The sequence below is a fragment of the Streptomyces sp. NBC_00386 genome (genome assembly GCF_036063235.1).
Taxonomy (GTDB): Bacteria; Actinomycetota; Actinomycetes; order Streptomycetales; family Streptomycetaceae; genus Streptomyces.
The window spans coordinates 2037752-2056828 of record NZ_CP107950.1; the positions used below are offsets into that span (position 1 = coordinate 2037752).

General features: G+C 72.5%; 14 protein-coding genes. 2 read left to right on the top strand and 12 right to left on the bottom strand.

Translation table 11 applies throughout. The features are described 5' to 3' along the window. Window positions 1-135: 135 nt before the first annotated feature. A complete protein-coding gene (locus OG780_RS08910; protein ID WP_328446387.1) occupies window positions 136-1983 on the bottom strand; it encodes a transketolase in 1848 nt (615 codons plus the stop codon). 196 nt (window positions 1984-2179) lie between these two features. Continuing rightward, window positions 2180-2671 (bottom strand): phage holin family protein, encoded by a 492-nt coding sequence (locus OG780_RS08915; protein ID WP_328446389.1) that lies wholly within the window; start codon window positions 2669-2671, stop codon window positions 2180-2182. A 109-nt stretch (window positions 2672-2780) separates the two neighbouring features. On the opposite strand from OG780_RS08915, the gene OG780_RS08920 reads away from it, so the two are divergent. Continuing rightward, window positions 2781-3128: a VOC family protein gene (locus OG780_RS08920; protein ID WP_328446391.1), complete on the top strand. Its 348-nt coding sequence runs from the start codon at window positions 2781-2783 to the stop codon at window positions 3126-3128. Window positions 3129-3270: 142 nt separating this feature from the next. Here OG780_RS08920 and OG780_RS08925 read toward each other — a convergent pair whose 3' ends face one another. The 10 genes from OG780_RS08925 to OG780_RS08970 form a co-directional block, all read right to left on the bottom strand. Continuing rightward, complete coding sequence (locus tag OG780_RS08925) at window positions 3271-5247, bottom strand: DUF5107 domain-containing protein (RefSeq protein ID WP_328446392.1); 1977 nt, start codon at window positions 5245-5247, stop codon at window positions 3271-3273. A 70-nt stretch (window positions 5248-5317) separates the two neighbouring features. Next, window positions 5318-5866 carry a GNAT family N-acetyltransferase gene (locus OG780_RS08930; protein ID WP_328446394.1) on the bottom strand — a complete coding sequence of 183 codons (549 nt, stop codon included), beginning with the start codon at window positions 5864-5866 and terminating at the stop codon, window positions 5318-5320. Window positions 5867-5914: 48 nt separating this feature from the next. Continuing rightward, window positions 5915-6841: a S66 peptidase family protein gene (locus OG780_RS08935; protein WP_328457999.1), complete on the bottom strand. Its 927-nt coding sequence runs from the start codon at window positions 6839-6841 to the stop codon at window positions 5915-5917. 203 nt (window positions 6842-7044) lie between these two features. Continuing rightward, window positions 7045-9018, bottom strand: coding sequence for an LpqB family beta-propeller domain-containing protein (locus OG780_RS08940; protein WP_328446397.1), 1974 nt, complete (start codon window positions 9016-9018; stop codon window positions 7045-7047). 9 nt (window positions 9019-9027) lie between these two features. Beyond that, complete coding sequence (locus OG780_RS08945; RefSeq protein WP_328446399.1) at window positions 9028-10332, bottom strand: M20/M25/M40 family metallo-hydrolase; 1305 nt, start codon at window positions 10330-10332, stop codon at window positions 9028-9030. Beyond that, window positions 10325-11158 carry a M55 family metallopeptidase gene (locus OG780_RS08950; protein WP_328446401.1) on the bottom strand — a complete coding sequence of 278 codons (834 nt, stop codon included), beginning with the start codon at window positions 11156-11158 and terminating at the stop codon, window positions 10325-10327. Before OG780_RS08950 ends, OG780_RS08945 begins: the two co-directional genes overlap by 8 nt. 74 nt (window positions 11159-11232) lie before the next feature. After that, window positions 11233-11958, bottom strand: coding sequence for a class I SAM-dependent methyltransferase (locus OG780_RS08955; RefSeq protein WP_328446403.1), 726 nt, complete (start codon window positions 11956-11958; stop codon window positions 11233-11235). 171 nt (window positions 11959-12129) lie between these two features. Further along, window positions 12130-14586 carry a SpoIIE family protein phosphatase gene (locus tag OG780_RS08960; protein WP_328446405.1) on the bottom strand — a complete coding sequence of 819 codons (2457 nt, stop codon included), beginning with the start codon at window positions 14584-14586 and terminating at the stop codon, window positions 12130-12132. Window positions 14587-14760: 174 nt separating this feature from the next. After that, window positions 14761-17151, bottom strand: coding sequence for an MFS transporter (locus OG780_RS08965; RefSeq protein WP_328446407.1), 2391 nt, complete (start codon window positions 17149-17151; stop codon window positions 14761-14763). 227 nt (window positions 17152-17378) lie between these two features. After that, entirely contained in the window at window positions 17379-17822 is a 444-nt protein-coding gene (locus OG780_RS08970) for an SRPBCC family protein (protein WP_328446409.1), read from the bottom strand. Window positions 17823-18003: 181 nt separating this feature from the next. Here OG780_RS08970 and OG780_RS08975 point away from each other — a divergent pair, with 181 nt between their 5' ends. Next, entirely contained in the window at window positions 18004-19068 is a 1065-nt protein-coding gene (locus OG780_RS08975; RefSeq protein ID WP_328446411.1) for an Rv2578c family radical SAM protein, read from the top strand. Window positions 19069-19077 lie beyond the last annotated feature (9 nt).

Genomic DNA, 19077 nt, shown 5'->3' on the forward strand with positions numbered 1-19077 from the left:
CGTACTGACCATGGTGCCCTCCGGAGTCCGGTCGGCGCACCACGGCGACCCGCCGGTGCGGTCATCGCACCACGGCGTTTCTCCGGTCCCGGGACCGGTCGGCGCACCACGGCGTTTCTCCCGTCCCGGGACCCGTCAGCGCACCATGGCCGTCTCGACCAGCAGACGGCCCGCCGCCGCGATCGACTCGGCGTCGATGCCCGCGGCGTGGAGCTGCTCCTCGGGACTCGCGGAGCCCGGCATCGTACGGACGGCGAGGCGCACCAGACGGGGCACGGGCCGGCCGTCGGTGAAGGCGTCGAGGACGGCGTCTCCGAGGCCGCCCTCCTCACGATGGTCCTCCACCGTGACCAGGCAGCCGGTCTCCTCGGCGGCCTCGCGCAGGGTCGCGCGGTCCACGGGCTTGACCGAGTAGAGGTCGATCACACGGGCCTGGATGCCCTCGCGGTCGAGCGCCTCCGCGGCGGCCAGCGCCTCGTGGACGGTGACACCTGCGGCGACGAGCGTGAGCCGGTCGTCCGCGGAGGCGCGGAGCACCTTGCTGCCGCCGACCGGGAACTCCTCGGTGGCGCTGTAGATGACGGGGCTGTCACCGCGTGAGGTGCGCAGATAGCGGACGCCCTCCAGGCCCGCCATCGTGACGACGAGCTTCCCCGTCTGGTTGGCGTCGCACGGGTACAGCACGGTCGAGCCGTACACGGACCGGAACATCGCCAGGTCCTCCAGGCCCATCTGCGAGGGCCCGTCCTGGCCGATGGAGACGCCCGCGTGGGAGCCGACGAGGTTGATGCCGGCACCGCTGACGGCGGCCATGCGGACGAAGTCGTGGGCCCGGGTGAGGAAGGCCGCGAACGTCGAGGCGTACGGCACCCAGCCGCGCGTGGCCATGCCCACGGCGGTGGCGACCAGTTGCTGCTCGGCGATGTAGCACTCGAAGTAGCGCTCGGGGTGGCCCTTGGCGAAGAACTCGGCACGGGTCGAATCGCCGACCTCGCCGTCCAGGGCGACGACATCGCCGCGGGCGTCGCCGAGCGCGGCGAGTGCCTTTCCGAAGGCATCGCGGGTGGCGACCTCGTCCCCGGTCTCGTACCGCGGCAGGTCGAGGTGTCCGGACCGTACGGCGTGCAGCATCCGGGCGGCGGGCGGCTGCTGGACGACCACCCGGCGGTCGTGCACTCCACCGAGTTCGGCGATCGCCGCGTCGGCGTCCGGCAGCGGTTTGCCGTGCAGTCCCTCGCGGTCCTGGACCGATGTCACGCCCTTGCCCTTGAGGGTGCGGGCGAGGATGACGGTCGGCTGTCCACTCGTGGAGTCCGCCTCCGTGAAGGCCCGGTCGATCGCCTCCACGTCGTGTCCGTCGATCTCGACGGTGTGCCAGCCGAAGGCCGCGAACCGGCGAGCGTACGCGTCGAGGTCGTGTCCGTGCCGGGTCGGCCCGCGCTGGCCCAGGCGATTGACGTCGACGATCACGGTGAGGTTGTCGAGGTGCTCGTACCCCGCGTGCTCGGCGGCCTCCCACACGGAGCCCTCGGCGAGTTCGCTGTCACCGCACAGCACCCGGACGCGGTATCCGGTGCGGTCGAGCCGCTTTCCGGCGAGCGCGATGCCGACTCCGACGGGCAGCCCCTGGCCCAGCGATCCGGTGGCGGTCTCGACCCACGGGAGCCGCCGGGGCGTGGGATGCCCTTCGAGCCGGCTGCCCGCCTTGCGGAAGGTGAGCAGTTCGGCCTCGTTCAGGGCGCCTGCGGCCTTGTACGCGGAGTACAGGAGGGGTGAGGCGTGTCCCTTGGAGAGGACGAAGCGGTCGTTGCCGGGATGCTGGGGGCGTTCGAAGTCGTAGCGCGTGTGCTCGGCCAGCAGGACCGCCATCAGGTCGGCGGCGGACATGGACGACGTCGGGTGTCCCGAGCCCGCGGCGTCGGCGGCCCGGACGCTGTCGACGCGCAGTTGCTGGGCCAGGTCGATGAGCCGGCGTGTGTTCATGATGCTCCTTCCTACGTCTCCCCCGGGGCGGGTGGCTGGACAGCGGCTTTTGGACAGCTCGGTGCTCCGGCCCCCTCGTGAGCGCGGTGTGGGGCCGGTTTCCGCCCGCTGCACGGGCTTTCCGCGTCCCCCTGAGCCGGGGACCCAAACGCGGGCACGCCCGGTGTTTCACGCCACCGGCACCCCGGGCGGTTTCCTATCGCGCCCGGCGCAGCCACATCTCGGGGTCGTCGGAGGGACCCGGGCCCGTGGCCGCGCCGGGGACATCGGGCGTCCCGGACGGGATCGGCGGGTACATCAGGCCCATGCCGCCGGGCGGGGAGGCGGGCGCGTGGGCGCCGATGACCCGGCCGGGCGGGGTGAGCGCGTCCAGGTCCCCGGTGGCCGGCCGGGGCGCGGACGGCCGGGCCATGCCCCGCAGCGCGTACGCGACGGACCCGAGCCCCGCCGTGGCGACGAGGGCGGCGGCCCAGCCGGGCATCGCCGACGCGAGGGCCAGACCGAGGGCGAGGACCAGGGCGGCGCCCGCGTACAGCGCGGCGGCACCCGAGGCGGCGTACAGCGCCGCCGTCCGGCGCTTCTCGACGGCCTGCTCGCGCAGTTCGTCCCGGACGGTCTCGCGGGCCACCAGGGTGAGTTCGTCGACGAGTTCCTTGTCCAGATGATCCAGATGCTCTATGCGCTTCATCGTGCGCGGGTACCCGCGCGGCCGGACACATAACGCGAGCGCCCGGGCGCCGAGGGCGATCGTCCGAATCGATCTCCCCCGCCGTGCGCGCCCAACTAGGCTCGCCCTCATGGAGATTCTGGGAGCCACGCTGCGCGTCTGCGTCGACGACCTGGAGACTGCGGTCCCCTTCTACGAACGGCTCGCGGGCGGCAGAGCGCTCCGCTTCGAGCGCGGCGGTGTGTCGGTCGCCGCGGTCGGCTGTTTCCTGCTGATGAGCGGGCCCGAGTCCGAACTCGACGTGTTGCGCAAGGTCGCGGCGACGATCGCCGTCAAGGACGTCGAGGAGACCGGCCGGGTCCTCACCGGTCTCGGCGCCCGTGTCGTCGCGGGCCCGGTGGAGACACCCGCGGGCCGCAACCTCATCGCCGTACATCCCGACGGGTCGGTGTACGAGTACGCGGACCGCCACGGCTGACAGGTGCCCGCCCCGCAACGCGACGCGGCACGATGCGATGGGATGCGGCACGACGCGGCACGCCTCGGGTGCTCCACCCGGCGGTGGAGCACCCGAGGCGTGATCACGGTCACCGCTCCCGGAAGCGGTGACCGCGACAGGCTCAGGACGTGGACGGCGGCCGCATGCGGAAGTCGTGGCGCGCCGGCAGGGGCTCGTCGCTGAGCCGGGACCACAGCCGGTCGATGGTCTCCGCCCCCTCGCGCAGGTCGGCCACCTCGAAGCCCGCGTCGAAGATCGCCAGAGCATCCTCGCGGCGGCCCTCGGCGAGCAGCAGTTCGGCCTCGACGAGGCGGAACCGGCCACGGTCCCGGGTTCCGGGGTGCAGCCGCGCCCAGACGGCACGCGCCTGCGCGGGACGGCGGGCCTTCAGCAGCGCCTCGATGGCCTCGCGGCCGAGCGCGGCGGTCGCCGCGGTCCACCGCTGTCCGTCGTCGCGCCGCTCCCGGCACAGGTCGTCGAAGGCCTCGGCATAACGGTCCGCGGCACGCTCGTCGTTGTCCGCCTCCTGGTCGGCGACGGCGAGGCAGCGCAACAACGGCCACTGCGACGGGGCGAGTTCGAGCGCCCGCTCCCAGCTCCGCACGGCCTGCGCCACGTCTCCGGCATGCCACTGGGCGACTCCGAGGTGGTACTCGGCGGCCGGAGTGGCGGGTGCCGTCTCCAGCAGGTCGCGCCAGTGCGAGGCCACCAGTGTCTCGCCGGGCGGTCCGACCCGCCGGAGCTCGGGGAACGCGCCGGAGCTCAGCAGTTCCCGCCACGGCTCCTGGTCCTCGCCGAGCGTGCTCTCCTCGAAGGGCGTCCCGGGCAACTTGTGCGCGGCGCGCAGCACTTCGAGCGCGCCCCAGCCGGAACCGACGGCGAGGACCTCGCCGGGCGCGGTGTCGGCGTGCGGCAGCCAGGCGGCGTACGCGGCCTCGACCGCGTCCCGGGACAGGGCGCTCTCCAGACGGCCCTCGACCTCCGCCCGCGCGGCCTCCCAGTCGGCCCCGTGCGCCGGCTCAGGGCTCACGGACAGCGGCCCGTACGCCTCCAGCCAGGAGACGTCGCTCTCGGCCTCCAGCCTGACGTGTTCGAGCTGGGTGCGGGCGAGGCCGGCCTGGATCTCGCAGTACCCTCCGGTCCCCGGCTCGGTGAGCCACTCCTGCCAGCGCCGCCCGCCGGGCCCCGATCCCCAGACGAAGAGCTTGCGGCCGCGCAGGACATCGGTGGACGTCTGGACCAGCCCCTCGCCCGCCTCGTCGACCGCGGCGATCCAGCGGCGCCGCCCGTCGGGCACCTCGTAGAAGTAGTCGGCGGGGAAGGTGCTGTTCAGCGGGTACGTCCGGTCGGTCCCGTCGTACGCCGGCACGGGCACCCGGCGCAGCCGTCGCTCGTAGCCGAAGTGCCAGGCCTCCTCGGCAGGGGCGATCACCCTGCGCTCCTCGGGGACCGCGATGTTGGACCACCAGTACAGCGGGGCGGGCTTCTCGTGCGGGTTGCGGACGCGGACGCCGACGTACAGGAAGTCCGAGCCGTCCGGCAGCCACAGATCGACCTGGAAGGGGAGGTCACGCAGGCGTTCCCACTCCCACAGGCGCAGCATCTCGCCGCCGCCCGGGGCGGGGACGCGGGCCGCGTGGACGGGTGAGCAGGACAGGGTGGTGTGCCCGGTGGCTCCGATGTTCCACTCGATGCCGCCGGAGAACCAGGCGCCGTTGAGGGCGAAGCAGGCCGGCTGGAGCACCGGGTTGGTGTAGAGCAGTTCCGTCGCGGTGGGCTTGTGGAAGAGCGAGACGATGCGGCCGCCGTAGCCGGGCAGCACGGTGGCACGCAGCCGGTCGTTCTCGATCACTATCGTGTCGAGTCCGCGCGGCACCCGTTCTCGCTCGTACCCGTCCCGTATGCGCTCCGGCAGCACGCTGCGCAGCGGCTCGTACCCGATCTGCCGGGCCATGTCGCCCGGCAGGCCGGCACGGTCGCGGTCGTCGATACGGTGCATCTCGTCGAGGGTCCGCAGCGGCGGCAGCGGGTTGCTCGGGCCCAGTTCCGCGGCCGGGAGGGCCAGTACGTCACGTCGGATCGTCGTCACGATGACCATGGAACATGGTCATCGGCCTGCTGACCAGGGTGTCCGCTCATCAGAATCCGGTCAGGATTCCGCAAAGGCGTCAGCCGGGCTTGACCATCTCCGCGGTGATCGCCCACCGTTCGTGGTCCCGCCAGGCACCGTCGATGTGGATGAAGGCCGGCGAGAAGCCTTCGAGCCGGAAGCCGCAGGTCCGGGCGAGCGCGATCGACCCCGCGTTGCCGGGCTGCGCGTTGATCTCCAGCCGGTGCAGGCCCATCCGCCCGAACGCGTACCGCACGACGAGGCCGAGTGCCTCGGTCATCAGCCCGCGCCCCGCCGCGTGCGCGAAGGCGCCGTAGCCGAGGGCACCGCACAGGAAGCCGCCCCGGACGATGTTGTTGATGTTGATGAACCCGGCGATCCCCCCGCCGTCCCGCTCGCAGACGAGGAACCCGGCCTTGGTCGGATCCTCGATGAGCCGCCCCGCATAGGCGGCATAGGCGTCGACGTCGGCGGGCGGGAAGAGCCAGGGGCGGTGCAGGCTCCTGCTCTCCCTGGCCCGTGCGATGAACTCCGCGCCGTCCTCCAGGGTGAAGTGACGGATGCCCACACGGGGGCCCTCGGCGAGATGGCCGGCGTTCTCAGGCATCCGGTCACCCTACGCGAGCGCCGGTTCGGCGGCAGCTTCACACAGAGGTCAGCGCAGCGCGGGCTCCTCCAGTGTCAGTGTCCCGGCGTCCGCGTCGAGCTCGGCGCGGACGCCGAACGGCATCGTCGGCGTCCCCTCCGCGTGCCCGAACCCGAAGTGCTCGACGACCGGAACGCCGAGTGCGCCGAGCCGGTCGGCGAACACCGCGCGGAGTCGTTCGTAGGGTCCGCAGTCCACCCAGGAGCCGAGCGCGACCCCGGCCACTCCGTCGAGCCAGCCGCTGCGCAGCAGTTGCGTCAGGATCCGGTCCAGCCGGTAGGCCTCCTCGCCGATGTCCTCGATCAGGAGCAGCCCGCCCCGGGCGCCGGCGCGGGCGTGCGGTGTGCCGAGTTCCGCTGCCAGCAGACTGGCGCAGCCGCCGAGCGTGACCCCGCGGGCCTTCCCGGGCACGAGCGCGGCGGCCTCGCCGGAGGCGATGGTGCGCACCGACTCGGGTTCGAGGAGAGTCGTCCGCAGATGTTCCTGCGACCGCGTGTTCTTCAGGAAGTCGACGGCCGCCACCATCGGCCCGTGCAGGGTCGCGAGCCCCACCCGCGTGGCGAACGCCTCGTGCAGTGCGGTGATGTCGCTGAAGCCGACGAAGACCTTGGGACCCGCGGCCCGGATGGCGTCCCAGTCGAGCAGGTCGATCATGCGCTGAGCACCGTAGCCACCGCGGGCGCACAGGACCGCGGCCACGTCCGGGTCGCACCAGGCCGCCTGGAAGTCGGCGGCCCGGTCCGCGTCCGTCCCCGCCAGATAGGCGAACTCGGTGTGCCGGTCCAGGACATGAGGTGCCACCACAGGGTCCAGGCCCCAGCCGCGCAGGATGTCGAGGCCGGCTTCGAGCCGCTCCTCGGGGACGGGCCCGCTGGGCGCGACCACCGCGACCCTGGCCCCGGCGGCGAGCCTCGCGGGCCTGGTCAGTTCGGTGATCGGTGCGGTCGTTCGGGTCACTCGTGGTGCTCCAGTTGCTGATGGTTCATGTGTTGGTGGTCATGTGCTGATGCTCATGTGCCGGTGCTCATGTGCCGGGCGTTCACGTGCTGGGCGGTCATGTGCCGACGGTCATGTGCCGGTGTTCATGTGCTGCCGGTTCATGTGCTGTCCGGTTCATGTGCCGATGACTGTCGGTCGCCTCACTTGGACAGCTCCAGGGTGGGGATGCCGGACGGATTCAGTCCGAGGACCTGCGCGTACAGGGAGAGTTCGGACTCCAGGGCGCGCACCATCGTCTCGGCGCGCCGGAAACCGTGTCCCTCTCCCTCGAAGGCGATGTAGGCGTGCGGCACCCGGCGGCCCTGCTCCTCGACGCGGGCCAGGAAGCGTTCGCACTGCACGGGCGGGCAGACGGCGTCGTCGAGCCCCTGGAGCAGCAGGAAGGGCGCGGTGATCCCGTCGGCGTGCGTGGACGGCGACCGCTCCGTGTACCGGGCCGGCACCTCGGCGAGCGGACCGACCAGCGATTCCAGGTACTGCGACTCGAAGTCGTGGGTCTCGCCCGAGGCCCATTCGGTGAGGTCGATCACGGGATAGATGATCGTGCCGCAGGCGTAGACGTCGGTGGTGGCCAGCGAGGCGGCCGTGGTCCAGCCTCCCGCGCTGCCGCCGCGGATCGCGAGCCGCCGCCGGTCGGCGGTGCCCTCGTCGGCGAGCGCGAGCGCGACGGCCGCGCAGTCCTCGACGTCGACGACACCCCACTGCTCCCGCAGCAGGTTGCGGTACTCCCGGCCGTGGCCGGTCGATCCGCCGTAGTTGACCTCGGCCACTCCGATTCCGCGGGAGGTGAAGTAGGCGATCTCCAGGTCGAGCACGAGGGGCGACCTGCTGGTGGGGCCGCCGTGGACCCATACGACGTACGGCGGGAGTTCGTCGGTGCGGCCCACGTGGCCGGGGTGGTGCGGGGGGTAGATGTGCGCGTGGACCTCACGTCCGGCGGGGCCGGCGAAGGTGCGGATCTGGGGTTCCGGGTAGTACGCGGGGTCGACCGGGTCGTCGTGGGCGGCGCCGATCACCCGGGTCCGCCCGGTGCGGGCGTCCAGTTCGACGACCTCGTGGGCGCTGCGGGGGCTGGCTCCGACGGCGAGGACCCTGCTGCCGTGCACGGCGAGTGTCGACGCGAACTCGGTCCAGGGGCCGGCCGTGTCGACGAGTTCTCCGGTCTCGGGGTCCAGTATCCCGAGACCGGTGGCACCCCGTCCGTGCACGACGGCGACCAGGCCGCTGTCCAGCGGCGCGAACCACCGGAGTCCGATCTTCCACAGAGGGCCGCCGAACTCCTCCTCGCGCGGGCAGAGGGCGATCGCCCCGCCGTCCGCGCCGAGGCGGTGGAGGTTCCACCAGCCGCTGCGGTCACTGGCGTAGAGGAGCGTGCCGTCGGCCGCCCAGTCGGCCTGGACGACGGACTCCGCCGGGCCCCCCGCGACGGACCGCGGGGCGGACAGCGTGCCGTCCGCCGAGACGTCCGCGAGGATCACCTCGGTGCCGTCCCACGGCATCCGCGGATGGTCCCAGGCCAGCCAGACCGCCTGCCGGCCGTCCGGTGAGAGCCGGGGCCCGGTGACGAACCGGTGCCGCCCGTCGGACAGCTCGCGCACGGCGGCGCGGTCCTGCGCCGCCGATCCGTCCAGCGGCACCGCGACGACGGCCCGGCGCACATCGGTGGGTCCGTCGCCGGTGAACTCCTCCATGACGCACCAGACCTCGCCGCGCTCCGGCCGCAACTGCGGATCCACCCAGCGCAGTCCGCCTCCCACCGGCGAGAGGGGGGTCAACGGGCTCGGTTCGCTTCCGGGTTCGCAGCGGTAGAGGCGCTGGTCGGCGAAGTCTACGAAGACGATCAGCGGACCTTCGGGGCGCGTGATCCCGGTCCAGGGACTGCCGCCGTACTCGATGACCCGGCTGCGCACGTTCCAGGGGGCCGGAAGGACCGTCTCCTCGGTGCCGTCCGCCTTCCGCCGCACCAGCGTGCGCCGCCCGCCCTCGGCCGGCCGGGGCTCGGTCCACCAGGCCTCGTCGCCGACGAAACCGACGAACTCGGGATGGCCGTCGTGCGCGGCGGCCAGCCTCGCGTCGATCGGCGAGGGCCATGAACCGTATGGCGTGGTCTGCATCTCGTCCCCCTAGGCCGTACGCAGAAAGCGGTCGAGAACGCGGACACCGAAGTGGAGCGCCTCGACCGGGACGCGCTCGTCGACTCCGTGGAACAGCGCCTGGTAGTCGAAGCCCTCCGGGAGCTTGAGCGGCGCGAAGCCGTAGCCGGTGATGCCGAGACGGGAGAACTGCTTGGCGTCCGTGCCGCCCGACATGCAGTACGGCACGACATGGCCCTCGGGTGCGAACTCCTCGACAGCCGCGCGCATCCTCGCGTATGTCGGCGAGTCCAGCGGCGCCTGGAGGGCCACCTCGTGGTGGTGGAACTCCCACTCGACGTCCGGTCCGGTGAGCCGGTCCATGGTCGTGCGGAACTCGTCCTCGCCGCCGGGCAGATAGCGGCCGTCCACGTAGGCGACGGCCTCCCCCGGAATCACGTTGATCTTGTAACCGGCGCTCAGCATCGTCGGGTTGGCGCTTCCCCGGACGGTCGCCTCGACGAGCGCGGCGGCCGGACCGAGCTTGCCGAGGAGGGCGTCCACGTCGTCCAGGCCTTCGTCCAGGCCGTACAGGGCCGCGAGTTCGGTCAGGGCGGCCCGCACGGTCGGGGTGATGCGCAGCGGCCACTCGTGGGCGCCGATGCGGGTGACGGTGGCGGCGAGGCGGGTCACCGCGTTGCTCCGGTTCACCTTGGAGCCGTGTCCCGCACGTCCTCGCGCGGTGAGTTTGAGCCAGGCGGTGCCGCGCTCCCCCGCGGCGATCGGATAGAGCTGCCGTCCGCTGCCGTCGTGGAAGGTGAACGCCCCCGACTCGCTGACGCCCTCGGTGCAGCCCTCGAAGAGTCCGGGGTGCTCGTCGGCCAGGAAGCCCGAGCCGTCCTCGGCGCTCGCCTCCTCGTCGGCGGTGAAGGCGATGACCAGGTCACGGCGGGGCCGTACCCCTTCGCGCGCCCAGGACCGGACGACCGAGAGGATCATCGCGTCCATGTTCTTCATGTCGACCGCGCCGCGTCCCCAGACGACACCGTCACGGATCTCGCCGGAGAACGGGTGGACGCTCCAGTCCTCGGCCTGGACGGGCACCACGTCCAGATGACCGTGGACGAGCAGCGCGTCCGCGGACGGGTCGGTGCCCTCCAGCCGGGCCACGACGTTCGTCCGCCCCCTGGTGCGCTCCAGCAGTGTGGGCTCCAGGCCCGCTTCGGCCAGCCGCGCGGCGGCGTACTCGGCGGCCGGGCGTTCCTGGCAGTCCCCGCCGCCCCGGTTGGTCGTGTCGATCCGGATGAGGTCGGAGGTGAACCGGACGACCTCGTCGAGTGCCAGTTCGTCAGCCATACTGCTCCTCCACCGCGGCCGAGGCGATCGTGGTGACCGCCTTGAAGGTCCGGATCCCCTCGTACATCGTGTCGCTGGTGTACGCGATCTTCCGCTCGCCGACGCGGCCGACCCCCGGTACGACGGTGGCGGCCATGGCCAGATGCTCGGCGTCGAACTCCACGGCGATGGTGAACGGCCCGCCGGCGACCGGCTCGTACCGCACCGCCAGCGCGGCCGCCTCCTTGGCCGCGGCCCGGATGTCCGCGGCGGTCCTGGCCGGTGTGCGGCACACGGCCGCGTACCGCGAGACATGGTCCTTCACGGCGACCTTCAGCGCCCCGGGCGCGTACCCGAGGGCGTCCTCGCAAGCCACGTCGTCCCCGGTGACCAGCACGACCGGCACGCCGTACTCGGCGACGACGCGCGCGTTGAGCAGCCCCTCGCTGGCCCGTACGTCGTCGATCCAGACGCCGGTGATGGAGTTCGCCAGATAGGTGTGCGCGAGGACGCCCTCCATGCCCGCTCCCGCGTGGTAACCGACGAACGCGATGCCGTCCACGTCCCCGTGCTGCACGCCCTCGACCATGGACAGCGACTTGTGCCGTCCGGTGAGCATCTCCGCTCTCTCGTCGAGCCGCTCGAGCAGCAGGTTCCGCATGGTCCAGTGGGCTTCGTTGATCAGCACCTCGTCGGCGCCGCCGTCGAGGAAGCCCAGCACCGCGGCGTTCACGTCCGAGGTGAACAGCGCGCGGCACCGCTCCCACTGGGGAGTCCCCGGCAACACGTCGGCCGGCCAGGTCACACCCGTGGCGCCTTCCATGTCGGCGCTGATGAGGATCTTCATGCCGAAACCGTACGCGCTTCGGCCCGGACCCGGCAGAGCCTGTGGACAACTCTTCCCGGTCCGGGCCACCGGTGTCACCCGGGGCGTCCAGCCACCAGCCACCGCGACGGAAGGTCGATGAGGGCGCCGTCGGACGTGTGCTCGGTCGTGAAGAGCGGGAGTTCACCGCTCGCGAGGACGGTGAGGCCGGCCTGGCGCAGGTACTCGGGGACCGCGGCGTCCGCGACCTCGCCCGGGGCGATGCCGTGCCGGAACATCGGGGCCAGCTTGGCCGGAGGGCCGTCCGGGCTCTGCGCCAGGGCGCGCAGGATCGGACCGGCGGCCTGGGCGAGCTCGACCAGGAAGACCCGGCCCAGGTCGCCCGCGAGGGTGGCCAGGCCGTCCGCGAGGGGCTGCCGGTCGTCCGGCTCGGACTGGTGGAGCACACCGCGCATGTAGACGTTGGCGTCGCCGAGCTCCGCGTGCAGCGCCTCGGTCTCGGCCTTGTCCGCCGCGTCGAGCAGGCGGTACCGGGCCCGGCCCGCCGGATCGGCGGCGCGGGCGTGGTCGAGCGCCGCGGACACGAGGTCGGTGCCGACGACCTGCGGGAACCGGTCGGACAGGAAGCGGGTCTGGGTGCCGTTGCCGCAGCCGAGGTCCACCAGGGGCAGGTCGGGTGCCGTCAGGTACGGCTCGAAGTGGGCGAGGTGGACCGCGGCCGTGAGCGCGGGCTCGGCGTCCCACAGGACCCCGCCCTGTCCGCCGGGGGCCTCGCTCCAGAAGCCCTCCCAGGCCCCTCGGTACCGACTGCTCACGCTCATGCCCGCTCCCGGGGTCGCGACCGCGCCCGCCGGGACCCGGCGGGCCTGATCGGTCTATCGCGCCCTGCCTGCGGCGACAAGCCGCCGGCGCATTCCTTCACCTCTCATTCGAACCCCGTACGCCCTCGCGCGCCGGAGCCGCCCGGGCGTGCGGTGCGCCGCGCGGACGGATCAGCCGCGGGGAAGCGTCAGTTCGAACCACGCGGTCTTGCCCGCGCCGGTGCGGCTGGCGCCCCACTCGCGGGACAGCGCGCTGACGAGCCTGAGCCCGCGTCCGTACTCGTCTCCGGGCCCCGCGCTGAGCAGGACCGGGAGCGTGTGGTCGTCGTCGTCCACCTCGCAGAGCAGGGTGTCGCCGCGAACGAGCCGCAGCTCGATCCGGCGGCTCTGCGCGTGGCGTACGGCGTTGGTGACGAGCTCGCCGACCATCAGCTCGGCGTTGTCGGCGAGGCCCGCCAGGCCCCACTCGTGAAGCTGTTCGCGGACCACGGCGCGTGCTCTGCCGACCTCCACCGGGTCGAACGCCAGGTGCCATTCGGCGACGTCCTCGGGCGCGATCCCGTTGAGCCGGGCCATCAGCAGGGCGACGTCGTCCTTGCGCCCGCCGCGGGTGTTGAGCGCGCGGATGATGGTGTCGCAGGCGTGGTCCATGGAAGCGGCCGGGTGTGCGGCGGACTCGCAGAGGGTGGCCAGGCCGACACCGATGTCCTCGCCGCGGACCTCGACCAGCCCGTCGGTGCACATCACGAGCCGGTCGCCGGGCCGCACCCGCACGCGGACCGCTTCGAAGGGCACTCCGCCGACCCCGATGGGCGCTCCGGTCGGCAGGTCGAGCAGCTCGCTGCGGCCGTCCGCGGCGCGGACCAGGACCGGCGGGATATGGCCGGCGTTGGCGAGGTGCAGCAGGCCGGCGATCGGGTCGTAGACGGCGTACAGGCAGGTCGCGAGGTAGGTGTCGCCGAGGCGCTGGGCGAGGTCGTCCAGGTTGCGCAGGAGCTGGGCGGGCGGCAGGTCGAGGGCGGCCATGGTCTGTACGGCGGTGCGCAACTGGCCCATCATCGCGGCGGAGTTGAGACCGTGGCCCATGACGTCCCCGACGACCAGGGCGGTGCGCGAGCCGGGCAGCTTCACCGAGTCGAACCAGTCGCCGCCGACGCGTCCGAGGAGCGTTCCCGGCAGATAGCGGGTGGCGATGTCGCAGCCGGCCATGCGGGGTTCAATGGTCGGCAGCATGCTGTCCTGGAGGGTCTCGGCGACGCTCTCCTGATAGGTGTACATACGCGCGTTGTCCAGCACCAGGCCCGCGCGGGCGGCCAGTTCGGCGCCGGTGACCCGGTCCATGTCGTTGAACTCGACGCGCTCGGGGTGCCGCAGCAGGATCATGAACCCGAGCACCACGTTCCGGGCCTTGAGGGGCACGACCAGCATGGAGCGGTTGGTGATGAGCGGCCTGATGTCGCGCTTCTCGAACTGCGCGGCGATCATGTGCCCCATCTGCTCGCTGATGCGCGGCACCAGGACGGGCTCACCGGTGGTCATGCACTGGAAGAACGGGGTGTGCGCCGGGAAGGGCATGGCCTCGCCGACCGGCACGACGTCGTCCCAGCGGCCCGGCTCGTCCGTGTGCTCCAGGGCGACCCGGTGCCACATGGTGGTCGTGTCGGGCACGCCGTCGGGGAAGCCCTCACCGGCGACGACCTGCTCACGCAGATAGGTGCCCGCCACGTCCGTGAAGCGCGGCACGACGGCCCGGCTGACCTCCACGATGGTGCGCGACAGGTCGAGGGAGGTTCCGATGCGCCCGCTGACCTCGTTCAGGAATTCCAGGCGCTCCCGGACGGCGACGTACTCGAGGTCCTCTCCCTCGTCGTCCGTGAGGTCCCCCGGCAGGGGCGCTCCGCGGGCCTCGGCCCTGGCCGCCCGCTCGCGGCGCGCCTTGCGTTCCGCGCGCCTGGGCACGCCCCAGTCGGGGGTGACGGGCACTCGGTCGTTCTGGCTGAACTCCAGGACGGGATATCCCAGTTCCAGAACCTGCGAGACGATGCGGGCGCTGTCGCCGACGCTCATGCTGGGCAGGATGTCGGGGAGCCGGCGGGCCAGTTCCTCGGCGCCGGGGAAGTCGGTGTGCAGCGCGAAGCCTGGCGCGATGCGCTCGAAGGAGACGTCGTCGTCCTCGTGCCGCGTCGCGGCGGCGTCGGCGGCGAGCACGAGCAGCCGCTCCGGGCCGGGACCCACCAGCGGGTAGGCCCACCACAGGACGTCGATCCGCTCGGGACCGGCCGCGGTGAGCCGGGCGCGTCCGGCGGCGGGATACGAGAGATGCCCGTCCAGGGAGGACTCCAGGCCGGGCCCGAGTCCGTCGTACGTGGCACGGCTGCCGAAGGGGGTCGCGCCCGCGTCCTCGGGGAGCGCGCCGGAGACCGGGAGCAGGTCCACCGCCTGGCGGCCCAGAGCTTCTTCCCTGGGGACGCCGAACATTCGCCGCGCGCCGCTGCTCCAGTGTGAGACGAGCCCGTCGCGGTCCACGACCACCACGGCCAGCGGGATGCGACCGGCGTCCGCGTGGTCCGTCGCGCCGTTCCCGGCCCCAGGGCTCGGAGCTGTGCCGGCTTCGGTGCCATGGTCCATGGCCCAGGCCCTCTCTCCCCACGGCTCCGCAAGATCTGTGCCGCCTCCACTACCGTACGGCGGCGGTCCGTCGCGATGTGTGGCAACGCGGGAATTGACCTCGGCGGGGGCGGCTCCGGCGCGCGGCGCGCCTCCCGGGGCGCCTGTCGGGCCCGGTCCGCGCGTGCGTGCGCGTCAGTCCTCGTGGCCCACGTGCAGGTCGCGTTCCGTGCGGTCGCCTCCGGAGACCTGGAGCACGGTGGCCACGGGCGGATAGCCCGCCGCGATGACGGTGTACTCGCCCGACGACAGATCGATGAACCGGAACGTCCCGTCGGGGCCGGTGGTGAGGGTGTCGACCACGTTGCCCGCCGCGTCCAGCAGCGTCACGCGCGCGTCCTCCACGGGCCGTCCGCCGACCGCCCGGACGGTGCCGCGCAGCACGGCGCCACCGGCGAGTTCGACGTCCTGGCGGGTCTCCCGGGCCGCCTGGACGGTCACCGGGAGCGCGGCCGGGCGGAACGCGGGCGCGCCGGCGGCGAGGGTGTACTCGCCGGCCACCAGTTCCGTGATGACGTAGCCGCCCTCGCGTCCGCTGCGCGTGGTGGCGACCACCTCGCCGTGCGCGTTGGTGAGGGTGACCGCGGCCTCCCGCACGGGGGTGCCGTCGGCGGTCAGCACGCTGCCGGTGAGCCGTCCCGCGCCGCCCAGCACGACGTCGAGTTCCACCGGCCGTTCGCCGACCGTCACCGAGACGGCCTGCGGCTGGTGGCCCCCGGCGGCGGCGATCAGTACGTACGAGCCCTCCCCGGGCGTGGACAGCGCGTAGCGGCCGTCGTCCCCGCTGGCGCCCCGCCCGATCTGCTGTCCGCCGATGTCGATGAGGGTGAGCGCGGCGCGCGCCACGGCGGTGCCGTCGGGGTGCTGCACCGTGCCGCAGACGGGGATCCCGGCGGCGTACCCCGAACGGGCCCTCGGAACACGGTCGTTCGTCCGCGCGGATTCCGGGTCGGCGGTGGATGCGTTGTGGGTCACCAGCGGTTTCTCCTTGAGGAAGAAGGCGATGAGCAGGCCGAGGACGAGTACCGGCACGAGGTAGAGGAAGATCCGCGGCATGGCGTCCGCGTAGGCGCCGATGTACCGGTCGCGCAGGGCCGCGGGCATCGCGTGGACGAGCTGCGGGGTGATGGACTCGGGGTCCGGGGCCTTCTCGCCCGCGCGCGCGGGAAGGCGGTCGGCGAGCGCGTCGGCGAGCCGGCCGGCGAAGAGGGTGCCGAAGACGGCGGCCCCGACGCTGCCGCCGATCTGGCGGAAGTAGGTGTTGGCGCTGGTCGCGGTGCCGAGGTCGGCGGGGCGTACGGAGTTCTGCACGGCGACCACCAGCACCGGCATCACCATGCCGATACCGACGCCGAGGACCGCCATCCAGACGCTGTAGTGCAGCCGGGGGGTTCCGGCGTCGAGGCGGGAGAGCAGCCACATGCCGACGGCGGACAGGGCGCAGCCGAGGACCGGGAAGACCTTGTAGCGGCCGGTACGGCTGACGAGCTGCCCGGAGACGACGGAGGCGACGACGATGCCGCCCATCATCGGAAGCATCAGGAGTCCGGACTCCGTGGCGCCGGCGCCGTCCGCCATCTGCAGGAAGGTGGGGAGGTAGCCGACTGCCCCGAAGAGCGCGGCCCCGACGACCAGACCGACGAGCGCGGTGACGTTGAAGACGGGATCCCTGAACAGCCGCAGCGGGATGAGGGGGTCGACCGCGAAGCGTTCGACGACGAGGAAGAGCGCCGTCGTGACGACCGCCCCCGCCGCGAGGGCGAGGACGACCCGTGAGCTCCAGGCGTACTCGGTGCCGCCCCAACTGGTCAGCAGGACCAGGCAGGTCGAGGCGGTGGCGAGGAGCACCACTCCGAGGACGTCGACGCGTCCCCGGACGGCGGGCTTCGGCAGCTTCAGGACGACGGTGACGACGGCCAGGGTGAGCAGCCCGAAGGGCACGTTGACGTAGAAGCACCACCGCCAGGACAGTTGGTCGGTGAAGTAGCCGCCCAGCAGGGGGCCCGCGACCGAGGCGAGACCGAACGCGGCGCCGATCAGCCCCATGAACCGGCCCCGCTGCCGCGGCGGCACGATGTCCGCGATGATCGCCTGCACGCCGATCATGAGGCCTCCGGCGCCGACGCCCTGGACCGCGCGGAAGGCGATCAGCTGGTCCATGGTCCCCGCCCGTCCGGCGAGCGCGGAGCCGATGACGAAGACGGCGATGGCGAACTGGAAGACGCCCTTGCGGCCGTAGAGGTCGCCGAGCTTGCCGTAGACGGGGAGTCCGACGGTGGAGGTGAGCAGGTAGGCGGTGATCGCCCAGGACATCCTGTCGAGGCCGTGCAGTTCTCCGACGATCCTCGGGAGCGCGGTGGCCACGATCATCTGCTCGAGAGCGGCGAGGAGCAGGGCGGGGATCAGTCCGCAGAAGATCAGCCGCACCTGTCGCGGGGTCGGCCCGACGGGTTCGGCGGCCCTCGGAACGGGGTTTCGCGCGGGTGCGACGGCCGGTTCGTCCCGCACCTGAGTGATCCCGCCCACGTATCCGCTCCCCTCGTCACACCCGCCGCACAATTGCCGCCAATCGCGACAACTTCCGGCAAGCATGACGAGTTACGGCATATCACCGAGCGGGAGGGACTTCCACCCGAAACGGTGAGAGCACAACACGCTTTCGGGGACGGCCTCTTGACGGCCGCGGCCGTCAAGTCACCGTCCGGCGGCCGTACCTGGGCCTCCGGGAGCCGTGCGCGTCCCGGAGGGCGGGGTCACTTCTCGGTCTGCGTCGCCAGGTTGGCGAGCACGGCGTCGTAGATGCGGCCGAGGCCCTTGGGCGCGAAGGTCCGCTCGAAGAAGCCACCGATGCCGCCCGCGCCGTTCCAGACGCTGGTGACCACCACGCGCGACTTCCCCTCGCCGGCCGGGGTGACCCGCCAGGTGGTGACCATGGAGGAGTTGCGGTCCTTCTCGACGAGCTCGCCGTCGGTGGGCTCGCTCACCTCGAGCAGGCAGTCACGGACGCGCTTGCTGGTGGCCTGGAGCTTCCAGTGGACGAGGGTGCCCTCGCCGTCGCCGCCCTCGCGCACCTCGTACTCGCTGAAGTGCTCGGGCAGCAGCTTGGGCCGCGTGCCGTTGTAGTCGGCCAGGGCCTCGAACACCGCCTCCGCGTCCGCCGCGATGACCCGCTCCGTCGTCGCCTCGACCTGCGCCATGGCACTTCCTCCAGCACTTGGTTCCTCGGGGTGTGCGGCCAGCCAACCACCCGGCGCCCCGGCCCCCCAAATCGGGGTGCCCGTGGACGCGGGCGGCGCCGGCGGGGCGACACGGGAATCAGGTCGCACGATCAAGGGAACATGTGTTCTATTCTCTGTCCAGTGCTACCTAGGAGGCGCCATGCGCTGGGAGAACCTGACAGCGGACCCCGCCGGGGGCCCCGCCCTGGACGCCGCTCTGTTCGGCGCGGACGCGGTCACGACAAGGACGTTCGACTCGCCCGAGTTCAGAGGGATCACGTTCCACGAGGTCCGGGCACGCTCGATCGTGAACCGGGTGCCGGGGGCCTCCCGCATGCCGTTCGAGTGGACGGTCAACCCCTATCGGGGCTGCTCACACGCCTGTGTCTACTGTTTCGCCCGCAAGACGCACAGCTATCTGGACCTCGACACCGGACTCGGGTTCGACTCGCAGATCGTGGTGAAGGTCAACGCGCCGGAGCTGCTGCGCCGCCAGCTCGCCTCGAGCCGCTGGCACGGCGAGCACATCGCCATGGGCACCAACGTCGACTGCTACCAGCGCGCGGAGGGCCGCTACCGGCTCATGCCGGGCATCATCGCGGCCCTGCGCGACCACGCGAACCCCTTCTCGATCCTGACGAAGGGCACGCTCATCCTGCGCGACCTCGACCTGCTGAAGCAGGCGTCGGAGGTCACCGACGTCGGGATCTCGGTCTCCGTGGGTTTCACCGACACCGAGCTGTGGCGCACCGTGGAGCCGGGCACACCGGCCCCCGAGCGCCGCCTGGACGTCGTCCGCGCCCTGACGGACCACGGCATCGGCTGCGGCGTCCTCATGGCCCCCGTGATCCCCTTCCTCGGCGACCACCCCGCCCAGCTGCGCGCCACCGTCCAGGCCGTCGCGGCGTCCGGGGCCACCTCGGTGACCCCGCTGGTGCTGCATCTGCGGCCCGGCGCCCGGGAGTGGTTCATGGCCTGGCTGGAACACCACCACCCGCACCTCGTACGGCGCTACGAGCGGCTGTACGCGGAGGGCGCCTACGCCCCGAAGTGGTATCAGCGCCGGATCACCCGTCAGGTGCACGAGCTGGCACAGGAGTACGGCATCGGCCCCGCGCGCGCGGGCATGCCGCGCCGGATCACCCTTCCCGAGCCCACGGCCGCCCCGGCGCCCGCCGCCCCGACGTCCGCCGCGCCGGGACCGACGCAGCTGACGCTGCTCTGAAGGCCGATG